Origin of the sequence: Scandinavium sp. (genome assembly GCF_032012665.1) — a bacterium.
GTDB lineage: Bacteria > Pseudomonadota > Gammaproteobacteria > Enterobacterales > Enterobacteriaceae > Scandinavium.
In genome coordinates this window covers 62,933-76,230 of record NZ_DALZVG010000010.1, presented here as the reverse complement: position 1 = coordinate 76,230, position 13,298 = coordinate 62,933, and the positions used below count along the sequence as shown (strand labels likewise).

The 13,298-nt window shown below is 58.6% G+C and carries 13 protein-coding genes; 8 read left to right on the top strand and 5 right to left on the bottom strand.

Features of this window, described 5'->3' with window-relative positions:
- Window positions 1-73: 73 nt before the first annotated feature.
- Window positions 74-2,092 carry an excinuclease ABC subunit UvrB gene (gene uvrB, locus RTU33_RS10730; protein WP_312627242.1) on the bottom strand — a complete coding sequence of 673 codons (2,019 nt, stop codon included), beginning with the start codon at window positions 2,090-2,092 and terminating at the stop codon, window positions 74-76.
- A 110-nt stretch (window positions 2,093-2,202) separates the two neighbouring features.
- Between uvrB and RTU33_RS10725 the strand changes: the two genes are divergently transcribed.
- Together RTU33_RS10725 and RTU33_RS10720 are read left to right on the top strand one after the other, a co-directional pair.
- Complete coding sequence (locus RTU33_RS10725; RefSeq protein ID WP_312627241.1) at window positions 2,203-2,472, top strand: hypothetical protein; 270 nt, start codon at window positions 2,203-2,205, stop codon at window positions 2,470-2,472.
- A 384-nt stretch (window positions 2,473-2,856) separates the two neighbouring features.
- Window positions 2,857-3,579 (top strand): ATP-binding cassette domain-containing protein, encoded by a 723-nt coding sequence (locus RTU33_RS10720; protein ID WP_312627240.1) that lies wholly within the window; start codon window positions 2,857-2,859, stop codon window positions 3,577-3,579.
- Here RTU33_RS10720 and bioD read toward each other — a convergent pair.
- From bioD to bioB, 4 genes are read right to left on the bottom strand one after another with little or no spacing between them, the layout of a single operon-like run.
- Window positions 3,554-4,243: a dethiobiotin synthase gene (bioD, locus tag RTU33_RS10715; protein WP_312627239.1), complete on the bottom strand. Its 690-nt coding sequence runs from the start codon at window positions 4,241-4,243 to the stop codon at window positions 3,554-3,556. The two genes, RTU33_RS10720 and bioD, sit on opposite strands and share 26 nt — an antisense overlap.
- A complete protein-coding gene (bioC, locus tag RTU33_RS10710; RefSeq protein ID WP_312627237.1) occupies window positions 4,236-4,991 on the bottom strand; it encodes a malonyl-ACP O-methyltransferase BioC in 756 nt (251 codons plus the stop codon). The genes bioD and bioC overlap by 8 nt, the downstream gene beginning before the upstream one ends.
- A complete protein-coding gene (gene bioF, locus RTU33_RS10705) occupies window positions 4,975-6,132 on the bottom strand; it encodes an 8-amino-7-oxononanoate synthase (protein WP_312627235.1) in 1,158 nt (385 codons plus the stop codon). The genes bioC and bioF overlap by 17 nt, the downstream gene beginning before the upstream one ends.
- Entirely contained in the window at window positions 6,129-7,169 is a 1,041-nt protein-coding gene (gene bioB, locus RTU33_RS10700) for a biotin synthase BioB (protein WP_312627234.1), read from the bottom strand. The genes bioF and bioB overlap by 4 nt, the downstream gene beginning before the upstream one ends.
- An 87-nt stretch (window positions 7,170-7,256) precedes the next feature.
- On the opposite strand from bioB, the gene bioA reads away from it, so the two are divergent.
- From bioA to RTU33_RS10670, 6 genes are all read left to right on the top strand, one after another.
- Window positions 7,257-8,546, top strand: coding sequence for an adenosylmethionine--8-amino-7-oxononanoate transaminase (gene bioA / locus RTU33_RS10695; protein WP_312627233.1), 1,290 nt, complete (start codon window positions 7,257-7,259; stop codon window positions 8,544-8,546).
- A 42-nt stretch (window positions 8,547-8,588) separates the two neighbouring features.
- Window positions 8,589-9,065 carry a kinase inhibitor gene (locus RTU33_RS10690; protein WP_312627232.1) on the top strand — a complete coding sequence of 159 codons (477 nt, stop codon included), beginning with the start codon at window positions 8,589-8,591 and terminating at the stop codon, window positions 9,063-9,065.
- A 143-nt stretch (window positions 9,066-9,208) separates the two neighbouring features.
- Window positions 9,209-10,663 (top strand): AMP nucleosidase, encoded by a 1,455-nt coding sequence (locus tag RTU33_RS10685; RefSeq protein ID WP_312627311.1) that lies wholly within the window; start codon window positions 9,209-9,211, stop codon window positions 10,661-10,663.
- 18 nt (window positions 10,664-10,681) lie between these two features.
- Complete coding sequence (locus tag RTU33_RS10680; protein WP_312627231.1) at window positions 10,682-12,448, top strand: aminopeptidase P family protein; 1,767 nt, start codon at window positions 10,682-10,684, stop codon at window positions 12,446-12,448.
- 202 nt (window positions 12,449-12,650) lie between these two features.
- Window positions 12,651-13,010 carry a type II toxin-antitoxin system RelE/ParE family toxin gene (locus tag RTU33_RS10675; protein ID WP_312627230.1) on the top strand — a complete coding sequence of 120 codons (360 nt, stop codon included), beginning with the start codon at window positions 12,651-12,653 and terminating at the stop codon, window positions 13,008-13,010.
- Between the two features lie 3 nt (window positions 13,011-13,013).
- Window positions 13,014-13,187: a hypothetical protein gene (locus RTU33_RS10670; RefSeq protein WP_312627228.1), complete on the top strand. Its 174-nt coding sequence runs from the start codon at window positions 13,014-13,016 to the stop codon at window positions 13,185-13,187.
- The last annotated feature ends 111 nt before the right edge of the window (window positions 13,188-13,298 follow it).

The following is a 13,298-nucleotide window of genomic DNA, read 5'->3' as shown; positions in this document are numbered from 1 at the left end:
TACGCTTGCCAGGCCTACAGAACGATAACATCGTAGGCCGGCGTCAGGCGTAGCCGCCACCCGGCATTAGCAGTTAAGATGCCGCGATAAACAAATCGCGTAATTGATGCAGACGGTCGCGCACCTCCGCTGCCTCTTCGAACTCGAGGTTCTGGGCGTGCTTCATCATCTGCGCCTCCAGCTCGCTGATTTTCTGCTGCAGCGCTTTTGGCGTCAGCGCCAGCTCAGCGGCTTCCACGTCGGCAGGCGAGCGTTTACCACGGCCCTTACCTTTGACCTTCGCAATGCTCTCACCGAGCGACAGGATATCGACAACCTTCTTGTTGAGCCCCTGCGGCACAATGCCGTTCTCTTCGTTATAGCGCTGCTGCTTCTCGCGGCGGCGCTCCGTTTCGCCAATGGCTTTCTCCATCGACGGGGTAATTTTATCGGCGTAGAGAATGGCCTTGCCGTTGATGTTACGCGCCGCACGACCAATGGTCTGAATCAGCGAGCGTTCGGAACGCAGGAAGCCCTCTTTATCGGCATCCAGAATCGCCACCAGCGACACTTCCGGCATATCGAGGCCTTCCCTCAGCAGGTTGATCCCCACCAGGACGTCAAATTCACCCAAGCGCAAATCACGGATAATTTCCATTCGCTCGACGGTGTCGATATCCGAGTGCAGGTAGCGCACACGTTCGCCATGCTCCTCAAGGTATTCCGTCAGGTCTTCAGCCATACGCTTGGTAAGCGTGGTCACCAGCACGCGCTCGTTGATGGCCACACGCTTGCGAATTTCCGACAGCAGATCGTCCACCTGTGTGCCCACCGGGCGCACCTCGATGACGGGATCCAGCAATCCGGTCGGGCGCACCACCTGATCGACCACCTCATCGCCGGATTTCTCCAGCTCATACTTGCCCGGCGTCGCTGAGACGTAGATGGTCTGAGGGGCAAGCCCTTCAAACTCTTCAAATTTGAGCGGACGGTTATCCAGCGCCGACGGCAGGCGGAAGCCATACTCCACCAGCGTCTCTTTACGCGCCCGGTCGCCGCGATACATGCCGCCAATTTGCGGCACGGTGACGTGGGATTCGTCGATCACCAGCAGGCCGTCGGCCGGCAAATAGTCAAACAGCGTCGGCGGTGGCTCGCCAGGCCCGCGCCCGGAGAGGAAGCGGGAGTAGTTTTCGATACCAGAGCAGTAGCCCAGCTCGTTCATCATCTCGAGATCGAACTGGGTACGCTGGGAGAGGCGCTGTTCTTCCAGCAGCTTATTGTTTTCCAGCAGCACCTTACGCCTGTCGACCAGCTCATCTTTGATCTCTTCCATCGCCTGCAGAATGCGCTCGCGCGGCGTGACGTAGTGGGTTTTCGGGTAGACGGTGAAGCGCTGAATGGTCGATTCCAGATGCCCGGTCAGCGGGTCAAACAGCGACAGCCGCTCAACCTCTTCGTCGAACAGCTCCACGCGCAGCGCAATGTCGTCCGATTCCGCCGGGAAGATGTCGATAACCTCGCCGCGCACGCGAAACGTGCCGCGCTGAAAGGCCTGATCGTTACGGCTGTACTGCAGCTCGGCCAGGCGGCGGAGGATGGAGCGCTGATCGATGATCATCCCGACCGTCAGGTGCAGCATCATCTTCAGGTAGAGATCCGGGTCGCCCAGGCCGTAAATCGCCGAGACCGACGCCACCACGATGACGTCACGGCGCTCAAGCATCGCTTTGGTTGCAGAAAGACGCATCTGCTCGATATGTTCGTTTACCGAGGCGTCTTTTTCGATGAAGGTGTCGGAGCTGGGAACATAGGCTTCCGGCTGATAGTAGTCGTAGTAGGAGACGAAAAACTCCACGGCGTTCTCCGGGAAAAACTCTTTCATTTCGCCGTAAAGCTGCGCCGCCAGGGTTTTGTTCGGCGCCAGCAGCATGGTCGGACGCTGAAGGTCGGCGATAACGTTGGCAATGGTAAACGTTTTCCCTGACCCGGTTACGCCGAGCAGCGTCTGATGCGCGAGACCATCTTCGAGCCCCTCTTCCAGACGACGGATGGCTTCAGGCTGATCGCCGGACGGACGGAAAGCAGAATGCAGTTTTAACGGTTTACTCATGAACGACAACCTGATGAAGGGAAACGGGCAGACGATTAATTCTACTCGCCGCACCAAAATTTGCCACAAATAAATACTGGATAAAAAAACAGTAACGCATTATCGTATCTGTGTTAGCGCGTTCATCAGCAAGCCAGCATGGCGAAAATTTCTTCTGCGACAAGATAAAACGCTCCCGAAACAGGGTTATCCCCAGAACATTCTCGCCTTTAACATTTGTCAAGATGCGTAATGAAACTTTTATGGCAGCCGGTGACACTTTTCTGACAGGCATTGCTTTTATTGAACCTATTGAAATAAAAAGAAAATATCAAAAAGCCGCGTTTCGCATCAATTTGGGCGCAGCCCGCGTATTCTCTTGCCTGTCGCAAGTTTTCTAACTCTAATACACATGGTTATCCACAGGAATGGTGGATAACTGTCTGCAGCCCTACGCCCCTGCCACTCGGGCAAAATGGTCCTGACCCCGCAAAAGGCACAGCAAAAATTATTTATCGCTGTTTTTTGTCTTTCGTCATCGAAAAAGTGACTTGTCCTGTAGTGAGAGATCGCTCACAAATCCAGCAATGACGCTGCACCAAAACCCTTCAGAATGACGGACTAACGGCACTGACAGAGTGCAGCCGCTGCGTTAATTTCCCCCGGCCAACAGCGTTTTTCGGGGAATAATCTGAAAGAATCATCCCTTTTCTCTGCCCGCATTCTTCTGGCAAGCGAATTGCACCCTCTTTCCGCCACCGACGGCAAAATGAAAGGAGAGGCCGATGTTGAGTTTGCGCGCTGTGAATCACTACTACGGAAGCCAGCACATACTGTGGAATCTCAGCCTCGATCTTGCCCCCGGCGAATGCACCGGGCTGCTGGGCCTGCCCGGTATGGGTAAAACGACGCTGGTTAACTGCATCGCCGGATATCAGAAGGTGGAAAGCGGAGACATTTTCTGGCAGGAAGCCAGCGGGCCGCCGCAGGATCTGCTCGCGCTCTCGCCGCCGCTGCGGGCTGCAATGGGCATTGGCTATGTACCACAGGACAAGCGTATTTTTTCGCAGATGACGGTGGAGGAAAACCTGCAGATTGCGATGCGGGCCAGTCACGAGGGCAGCAGCGCCGTCGGCAGCGCCATCTTCGATCTGATGCCGGATCTCTGGCCGCTGCGTCAGGTAAAGGGCGCGGCGATGTCCGACGATGACCAGTATCAGCTTGCGCTCGCCAGCGCGCTGGTGAGTAGTCCGAAATTACTGATCCTCGACGAACCAACCCGCGGAATGGGCCACGGTTTTATGCACAAGCTCGGCGAATGCCTGCTGCGCCTCAACCGCGAGCTGGGAATGACGGTGCTGCTTGCCGAACAGCACCTGCCGTTTATTCGTCGGGTCGCGGATAAGTTCTGCCTGCTTCATCGCGGGCGCAATGTGGCGCAGGGGGCCGTCAGCCAGTTGGATACCCGGCTGCTGGAACAATTTATGACCCCGGACGAAGCGCCTTAAGGTTGAGATACTGCCCCGGTTCAGCGTGTTCCGGCCCGTCTGCGAGGTACGGAATTTCACCCAGCAGCGGCGCAGGTAGCATCCGGGTCAGGGTTGCCAGATATTCAGCATGCCGCCTTCCCGGCGGGATAATGTCGTTGGCAATCCAGCCCGCAAGCGTGAGCCCGGCCTGAGTGATGGCCTGCGCGGTCAGCACGGCATGGTTAATGCAGCCCAGCTTCACGCCAACCACGAGGATCACCGGCAGCCGTTCAGCCTGCACCCAGTCTGCGAAGGTGTAAGAGGACGAGAGCGGCGTATACCAGCCGCCCGCCCCTTCCACCAGCACCCAGTCGGCTTTGCCCGACAGCGCCTGAAGCCCGGCAGAAAGCAGGGATGCCTCAATCGGCCGCCCTTCATCTTCGCTGACGATATGCGGCGACGTCGGCTCCTCAAAGGTGTACGGGTTTACTTGGTCATAGCTTAGCGCCGCACTGCTGTTGCGCTGAAGCGCCAGCGCATCGGTGTTACGTAAACCTTCTTTGGTCATTTCACTACCGGAGGCCACCGGCTTATAGCCTGCGGTACGGAATCCGGCCCGGTTGGCCGCCTGTAGCAGCGCGCTGCTGGCGACCGTTTTACCCACTTCAGTATCGGTGCCGGTGACAAAATAGCGTTCAGTCACGGTCAATCACTCCTGTCAAAATATGGTACGTCAGGGCGCAGCGGCCCTGCTCTTTTGGCCACGCCAGCTCCAGCCGCTGCAGGTGACTGCGGGTGAGCGTCTGTACCGCCCGGCCCTCATGCAGGTGCGTCGCGCCAATGCCTTTCAGGGACTTCATGGCGCTTAGCGCGTCGTCAAAGGTCACTCGCAGCGTGTGCAGCCGGTGCCGCGCGCGGTACCCGCGCAGCGCATCAAGAATCGCCTCCTGTGACAGGAAGCGGTTGGCGTGCGGATGGCGGTCAAGCGCCTGCCAGGCCTGGTTCAGCTCGGGCAACGAATCAGCAACCAGCGTACTGAAAGCAGCAACCCCACCCGGTCGCACCACCCGATGTAGCTCGCCCAGCGCCGAAGGCAGCGACTCACACCACTGTACGGCGAGGTTGCTCCAGGCAAGATCGTATTTCCCGTCGGCCAGTGGCATCGCTTCAATGTCGGCCTGGACGTAATGCTGCGCCGCGCCCTGCCGCTGCGCCTCCTCCAGCATTGGCGAAGAGAGATCCAGGGCAGTCACGAGGCTTCCCTTTTCCGACCAGTAGCGGCTCATGGTGCCCGGCCCGCAGCCCGCATCCAGCACCTGCGGAAATGCCCGGTCCTCAAGCTGAGCCAGCAGTGCCGCCGCGCTCTGGCGCTGTAAATCATCATGCTGCTGGTAATGGCCGGCGGCGCGACCAAACGCTGCCGCTACCGCCGCCTTATTGACGTACGCCATGCATCGCCTCCAGCAATCTGTCGATATCTTCTGCCCGGTGGTCAGCAGTGAGCGTCACCCGCAGGCGGGCCGTGCCAGCGGGCACCGTCGGCGGACGAATCGCCGTCAGCCAGCAGCCCGCATCCCGCAGCTTTTCCGCCAGCGCCAGCGCGTGGCTGTTTTCTCCGACGATGACTGGCTGAATGGCGCTGCCCGAGTTTGTTAGCTGTAAGTCCAGCTGTTCAGCGTCACGACGAAAGCGCGAGATATGCTCATGAAGACGCTGGCGACGTGCTTCGCCGTCATCGCTGCGGATCACCGCCAGCGCCTCGTTCAGCGCCACGGCCTGTGCAGGCGGCATACTGGTGCTGTAAATCAGGTGACGGGCGAACTGCAGCAGGTAATCTGCCACTTCATCACTGCACAGCACCGCCGCGCCGCTGAGACCAAAGGCTTTACCAAAGGTCACCACCAGCAGATCGGGTTTGATGCCCTGAGCGTCACAGCTGCCGCGCCCTTCACGCCCGCTGACGCCAATGCCGTGGGCGTCATCCACCATAAGCCAGCCGCCTGCCGCTTGCGTCACCGAGGCAATTTCCGCCAGCAGCGCGCTGTCGCCGTCCATGCTGAAAATACCTTCGGTCACTGCCAGCTGAAGGCCGTCCACGGGTTTTGCCAGCAGCGTTGCCAACTGTGCGCTGTCGTTGTGAGCAAACCGGCGAAGCTGAGCCGGACTGAGGCTGGCGGCCTCCAGCAGCGAGGCGTGACTGAGCCGGTCGGCGACAATGCGGTCCTCTTTACGCAGCAGCGCCGCGATGACCGCCTGATTCGCGGCAAAGCCTGAGATAAACAGCAGTGCGCGCGGGTAGCCCAGCCACTCAGCCAGCCGCTGTTCGAATTGCTGATGCGCTTCGCTGTAGCCGGTAACGTGCCCGGAGCCGCCGCTGCCGGTGCCGTAACGCTCGGCCCCCTGCTGCCAGGCGCTGACGATAGCAGGGTGCTGACTCAGGCCGAGATAATCGTTGCCGGAAAAATTGAGCCAGCGTTGCCCGTTCGCAACCCGCCAACGCCCCACTCCCTGAGTGACAGGCGAACGGGAGCGAAATGCATCCGCTGCCCGACGCTCGTTTAGTGCCTCTTCGATACGCTGCTGCCAGCTCATATCGCCGCCGCGTTGTAATACGTGTCGGTGTCCGGCGTCATCAGAGCCTGTTCCAGCTTCTGCTGCTGTTCGATATCGCCGCTCAGCACCGCCGTCTGCTGCGGGTTGATGCCAAGCTTGCGGAACAGCAGCAGGTCTTTATCTTCTTCCGGATTCGGAGTGGTCAACAGCTTGCAGCCGTAGAAGATCGAGTTCGCCCCGGCCATGAAGCACATCGCCTGGGTCTGCTCGTTCATCTTCTCGCGGCCCGCAGACAGGCGCACGTGCGAGGTCGGCATCATGATGCGCGCCACTGCAATAGTGCGAATAAAATCAAAGGAATCAACGTCTTCGTTGTTCTCCATCGGCGTACCTTTGACCTTCACCAGCATGTTGATCGGCACGCTTTCCGGCGGCGTCGGCAGGTTCGCCAACTGGAGCAGCAGCCCGGCGCGATCGGTCACCGTTTCGCCAAGGCCGACAATGCCGCCGGAGCAGACTTTGATGCCGGCATCGCGCACTTTACCGAGGGTGTCGAGACGCTCCTGATAGGTACGGGTGGTGATGATGTTGCCGTAGAACTCCGGCGAGGTATCAAGATTGTGATTGTAGTAATCGAGCCCCGCTTCGCCGAGGCGCTGCGCCTGCGAGTCGGAGAGCGTGCCGAGGGTCATGCAGGCTTCGAGCCCCATTTCCTTCACGCCTTTGACCATTTGTTCAAGGTAAGGCATATCGCGCTCGTTCGGGTTTTTCCACGCAGCGCCCATGCAGAAACGGGTCGACCCGGCGTTTTTTGCTTTACGCGCCGAATCCAGCACCTGCTCGACCTCCATCAGCCTTTCGGCCTCAAGCCCTGTTTTATAGCGCGCACTTTGCGGGCAGTATTTACAGTCTTCCGGGCAGGCACCGGTCTTAATCGACAGCAGCGTGCTGACCTGGACCTGGCGCGGGTCGAAGTGCTGACGGTGGATGGTCTGCGCTTCAAACAGCAGTTCCAGCAGGGGTTTATTAAACAGTTCAGTGACCTGCGACATTGTCCAATGAGTGTGGTGAGCCATGAGCATCTCCAAAAGGGGTTCAGTTGTTTCTCGGTTCGGTGTAGACTCGTAAACCTAAAACTTTTCAAAATGGTTTACAAGTTAATTATGACTCAAGACGATCTCCTCTTCGATCAACAACATATCTGGCACCCCTATACCTCAATGACTGCCCCACTCCCCATTTACCCGGTGGTCGCCGCACACGGCTGCGTGCTGGAGCTGGCGTCGGGTGAACAGCTTGTCGACGGCATGTCTTCCTGGTGGGCGGCAGTCCATGGCTACAACCACCCGCGTCTGAACGCGGCGATGACGCAGCAGATTTCACAGATGTCGCATGTGATGTTCGGCGGGATCACTCACCCGGCCGCCGTCGCCCTGTGCCGCAAGCTGGTCGCCATGACCCCAGACCCGCTGGAGTGCGTGTTTCTGGCCGATTCCGGCTCGGTGGCGGTAGAAGTGGCAATGAAAATGGCCTTGCAGTACTGGCATGCCAAAGGCGAGCCGCGCCAACGCTTTCTCACCTTCCGCAACGGCTATCACGGCGATACGTTTGGCGCGATGTCTGCCTGCGATCCGGACAACTCGATGCACAGCCTGTGGAAAGGCTACCTGCCGGAAAACCTGTTCGCACCCGCGCCGCAGAGCCGTTTTGACGGTGAGTGGGATGAGATGGACATCGTGCCTTTTGCCCGCCTGATGGCGGCGCACCGCAGTGAAATCGCCGCCGTTATCGTCGAGCCGATTGTGCAGGGCGCGGGCGGCATGCGGATGTATCATCCGGAGTGGCTGCGTCGTTTACGCAAAATGTGCGACCGCGAAGGCATCCTGCTGATCGCCGATGAGATTGCCACCGGCTTTGGCCGCACCGGCAAGCTGTTCGCCTGCGACCATGCAGGCATCGCCCCGGATATTATGTGTCTTGGCAAAGCGCTGACGGGCGGCACCATGACGCTGTCCGCCGCGCTCGCCACCCGGGACGTCGCAGAAACCATCAGCAACGGCGAAGCGGGCTGCTTTATGCATGGCCCGACCTTTATGGGCAACCCGCTGGCCTGCGCCGTGGCGGCAGAAAGCCTGGCACTGCTGGAAGAAGGCCACTGGCAGCAGCAGGTGGCAGACATTGAAACCCAACTGAAGCGGGAGCTGGCAGACGTTCGCGAATCAGAAAACGTAGCCGACGTGCGTATCCTTGGCGCAATCGGCGTGGTAGAAACGAAGAATCCCGTAAACATGGCCAGGCTACAAAAATTCTTTGTGGAGCATGGTGTCTGGATCCGTCCATTCGGCAAGCTTATCTACCTGATGCCGCCGTATATCATCACCCCGGCGCAGCTCACCCGCCTCACGGACGCGGTCAAAGCCGCTCTCAACGACAACACGCTTTTTATGGCCTGAGCTAAACTTCGTGATTATTCAACATGCTGAAGGGCAACCCGAATGAAACTGATCAGTCACGATTTTAAGGATGGCGACAAGCTGCCGCACCGTCAGGTGTTCAACGGTATGGGCTATGACGGCGACAACCTGTCGCCGCATCTTGCCTGGGATGAGGTGCCTTCCGGCACCAAAAGTTTTGTCGTCACCTGTTACGACCCCGATGCGCCGACCGGTTCCGGCTGGTGGCACTGGATTGTCGCTAACTTGCCGGCGGATACCCGCGTCTTACCGCAGGGTGCAGGCTCGGGCATTGCCGATCTGCCTGAGGGTGCAATTCAGACGCGTACCGATTTCGGCAAGGCGGGCTACGGCGGCGCGGCTCCGCCAAAGGGCGAAACCCATCGCTACATCTTTACGGTGCATGCGTTAGACGTGGCAAAAATCGAAGTGGATGAAGGGGCAAGCGGCGCAATGGTCGGTTTTAACGTCCATTTCCACAGCCTGGCAAGCGCTTCTCTGACGGCAATGTTCAGCTGACAGCCGATCCCCGGCCTGCCTGCGGGCAGGCTTTTTGCTTTTCTGCATTCTCTTTATACTTCAGCCTTTTCCGCTGGCTTTTGTTTCACATTCCTGTGACATACTATCGGGTAATACCGCAACAACGACACAGGAAGCGAATGATGAATAAGAAGGCTACCGGCCTGACGCCGGAACAAGCGCTGGAACAGCTCGATGCGCTTTACAATCAATCCGTCGCCGCCCTGCGTGAAGCGATTGGTCGCTACATTAATGAAGGCGTGCTGCCCACGCCCGAAGATCGCCTGAAAGGGCTGTTCGTTTACCCTTCCCTCTCCGTCTCCTGGGACGGTGAAGCGCACAGCGCCCTGAAAACCCGCGCCTGGGGCCGCTTTACTCACGCGGGTTGCTACACGACAACCATTACTCAGCCAACCCTGTTCCGTCCTTATCTGCTGGAGCAGCTCACCTCGCTGTATCAGGATTACGGCGCGCACATCACCGTGGAGCTGTCGCAGCACGAAATTCCTTACCCGTACGTGATTGACGGCTCAACGCTGACGCTGGATCGTTCCATGAGCGCCGGGCTGACGCGCCACTTCCCGACCACCGATCTGGCGCAGATTGGCGATGAAACCGCAGACGGCCTGTTCCACCCGACGGAGCTCTACCCCCTCTCGCACTTCGATGCCCGCCGCGTGGATTTCTCCCTCGCCCGCCTGCGTCACTACACCGGCACGCCGGTGGAACATTTCCAGCCGTTCGTCCTGTTCACCAACTACACCCGCTACGTGGATGAATTTGTCCGCTGGGGCTGCAGCCAGATTCTCGATCCGGACAGCCCATACGTCGCGCTTTCCTGCGCAGGCGGCGTGTGGATCACCGCCGATACCGAAGCGCCGGAGACAGCCATTTCCGATCTGGCATGGAAAAAGCACCAGATGCCCGCATGGCATTTGATCACCAAAGACGGCCAGGGGATCACGCTGATTAACATCGGCGTCGGCCCGGCGAACGCCAAAAACATCTGCGACCACCTTGCCGTGCTGCGCCCGGAAGTGTGGATGATGATCGGCCACTGCGGCGGCCTGCGCGAGAGCCAGACCATCGGTGACTACGTGCTGGCGCATGCGTATCTGCGTGACGATCATGTGCTGGATGCTGTTCTGCCACCGGACATTCCAATTCCAAGCATCGCCGAAGTGCAGCGCGCACTGTACGACGCCACCAAGCAAGTGAGCGGCATGCCAGGCGAGGAAGTTAAGCATCGCCTGCGCACCGGCACCGTCGTCACCACCGACGACCGTAACTGGGAGCTGCGCTATTCCGCCTCAGCCCTGCGCTTCAACCTCAGCCGCGCCGTCGCCATCGACATGGAAAGCGCCACCATCGCCGCTCAGGGCTACCGCTTCCGCGTACCTTACGGCACTTTGCTGTGCGTTTCCGATAAGCCGCTGCACGGCGAAATCAAGCTGCCCGGCCAGGCGAACCGTTTTTATGAAGGCGCAATTTCCGAGCACCTGCAGATTGGCATTCGCGCCATCGACCTGCTGCGTGCCGAAGGCGACAAGCTGCACTCCCGCAAGCTGCGCACCTTCAACGAACCGCCGTTCCGTTAATTTTCAGGATTAAGAAGAATGCAAATGACCTCCTCTCTTTCCGCGCTACGCGACTGGCTGAAGGCGCAAAATCTTGATGGCATGATCGTCCCGCGGGCCGATGCCTGGCAAAGCGAATACGCCGCCCCGCATGACAATAAGCTCGCCTGGGTTTCCGGTTTTACGGGTTCTGCGGGGGTTGCGCTGGTGCTGGCGGATCGCGCCCTGATTTTTGTCGATGGCCGTTACCAGGTGCAGGTGCGCAACGAAGTGGATCTTCAGGCGTGGGAAATCCACCACCTGCATAACGATCCGCTGGAGAAGCACCTCCCGGCGGGCAGTCGCATTGGTTTCGAACCGCTGCTGATGGTCAACAGCCAGTTTGCAACGCTGAACGCTTCTGGCACCGAACTGGTCGCGCTGGCAGAAGATCCGTTCACTGCAGTCTGGCACGATCGCCCTGCCGCGCCCTGCGGCGCAATCCGTGAAATGCCGCTTAATATCGCCGGTGAAAGCAGCGAGGCCAAACGCGCGCGTATTGCGACAAAGCTTGAGGCTAACGGCGCGGATTACCTCGCTATCACCCAGCCGGACAACATCGCATGGCTGCTGAACGTGCGCGGCGCGGATATCGCCACCAGCCCGGTGCCGCTGTCGTTTGTGCTGCTGAGCCGCTCGGGTGAAGTGGAGTGGTTTGTTGATGCCGCCAAGACAACGGGCCTGTCGCAGGCGCTGCTTGCCAGCCTGACGCTTTCACCGATGGAGCAGTTAGTGCCACGCACGCAGCAAATTGCCAACGGTAAGCGTATTCAGCTGGATGCCGACAGCGCACCAGTGGCCCTGCGTTTTGCCGTGGAGCAGCACGGCGGCGAAGTGCTGTGGAGCGCGGATCCGATCACCTTTATCAAAGCGACCAAAAATGACGCGGAGCTGGAAGGCTATCGCGACAGCCACCGTTTTGACGGCGCGGCTTGGGTGAATTTCCTCGCCTGGCTGGCGCACGAGGTGCCGGCGCGTATCGCCGCAGGCAATCCGCTAACCGAGCTGGAAGCACAGGCAAAACAGTTTGCCTTCCGTCAGCAGCAGGCCACCTTCATCGAGCCAAGCTTTGGCACCATTTCTGCCGCGGGCGCTAACGCTGCGATGTGCCATTATCATTCGAGCGAAGCCACTAACGCCGCCATCACCGCGGACAGCTTCTATCTGAATGATTCCGGCGGCCAGTACAGCAACGGCACCACCGATGCCACCCGTACGCTGGCATATGGCCCGCTCGATCCGCAGCGGAAACTGCACTACACCGCTGTACTGAAAGGATTTCTGTCGCTGATTACGCTGCAGTTTCCGTCCGGCAGCTTCGGTCATCAGTTGGATGCCTTCGCGCGTCGTGCCCTGTGGGAGCTGGGCGTCGATTTCGATCACGGCACCGGTCACGGCGTGGGCCACCAGTTGCTGATCCACGAAGCGCCGCACCGCATCGCCAAAAAGGTCAACCCGTGGCCGCTGGCGGCAGGCAACATCATCACCATCGAGCCGGGTTACTATCTGGAAGGTGAATACGGGATCCGCATCGAAAATCAGGTGGAAGTGGTGGAATCGCAGCCGGGCTTCTGCAAGTTTGCCTCACTGACGATGATCCCCATCGACCTGAGCCAGGTGGACATCAATCTGCTGAGCGAGCAGGAAAAGCAGTGGCTGGATGAGTATCACCAGCTGGTGCGTGAAACGCTGTCACCGCTGGTGGACAGCGATGCAAGGCCGTGGCTGTTCTCGGCTACGGCTCCTGTGCGGGTTCAGCTGGGATAAGTACTACATGGCGGGCGCAATGCCCGCCTTTTTGCGAGCAGCGCCGCAAACTTTCTGCACACTTCTGCACTTTCACAACTTCCTCTGAAGCACGCTTCCCGTTCTCAAACCAGGCGCTTTTCTGAAAAGTCCTCTTTATCCACACTTACTGTGCAGAATTGACGCTGTACAGATTTCAATCGAAAAAATCATGGAGTAGGATGTGTGGGTTATAAAAACGACGGACACGTTTGACGGCTGGTTCCTTAAATTACAGCAGAAAGAGAAAGCCTGCGTCACAGCATCGATGATTGTACTCGCAACGCGAGGACCCAATCTGGCAAGACCTCATGCAGACACTGTAAAAGCATCGCGTTTTTCAAACATGAAAGAATTGCGCGTTCAGTGTCGTGGCGATCCTTTACGAGCCTTTTATGCGTTCATCCCGGACCGCTCTGGCGTCATGCTTTGTGGCGGTAAAAAATCAGGAAATGAGCGGCAGTTTTACAGGGCCATGATCCGGACGGCTGATAATGAACTGGCGGGTTATCTGAAGAAGCACTTTTATATCGAAACGAGGTAAAAAATGGGACGAACTCTGGAGCAAATCCTGGTGGAGGAAGATCCGCTGATGATCGCTGAAGCGCGCAAACTGGCAGCAGAAATGCTGTTAGATATTGAGAAAGCAGAACATGCAAGACACAAAGAAGGCACTACCGTAGAAGCACCACTCAGACAAAATCATATCTCTCGCCGCTAATCTGACATTGCCGGGCGGACATCAGCCCGGCCAGCCTGATGAAGCCAAGATTTCCCGAACTTATCTCTTTAGTGCCATCCCGCGCAACAGTCACTTCTTTTATATAAGAGC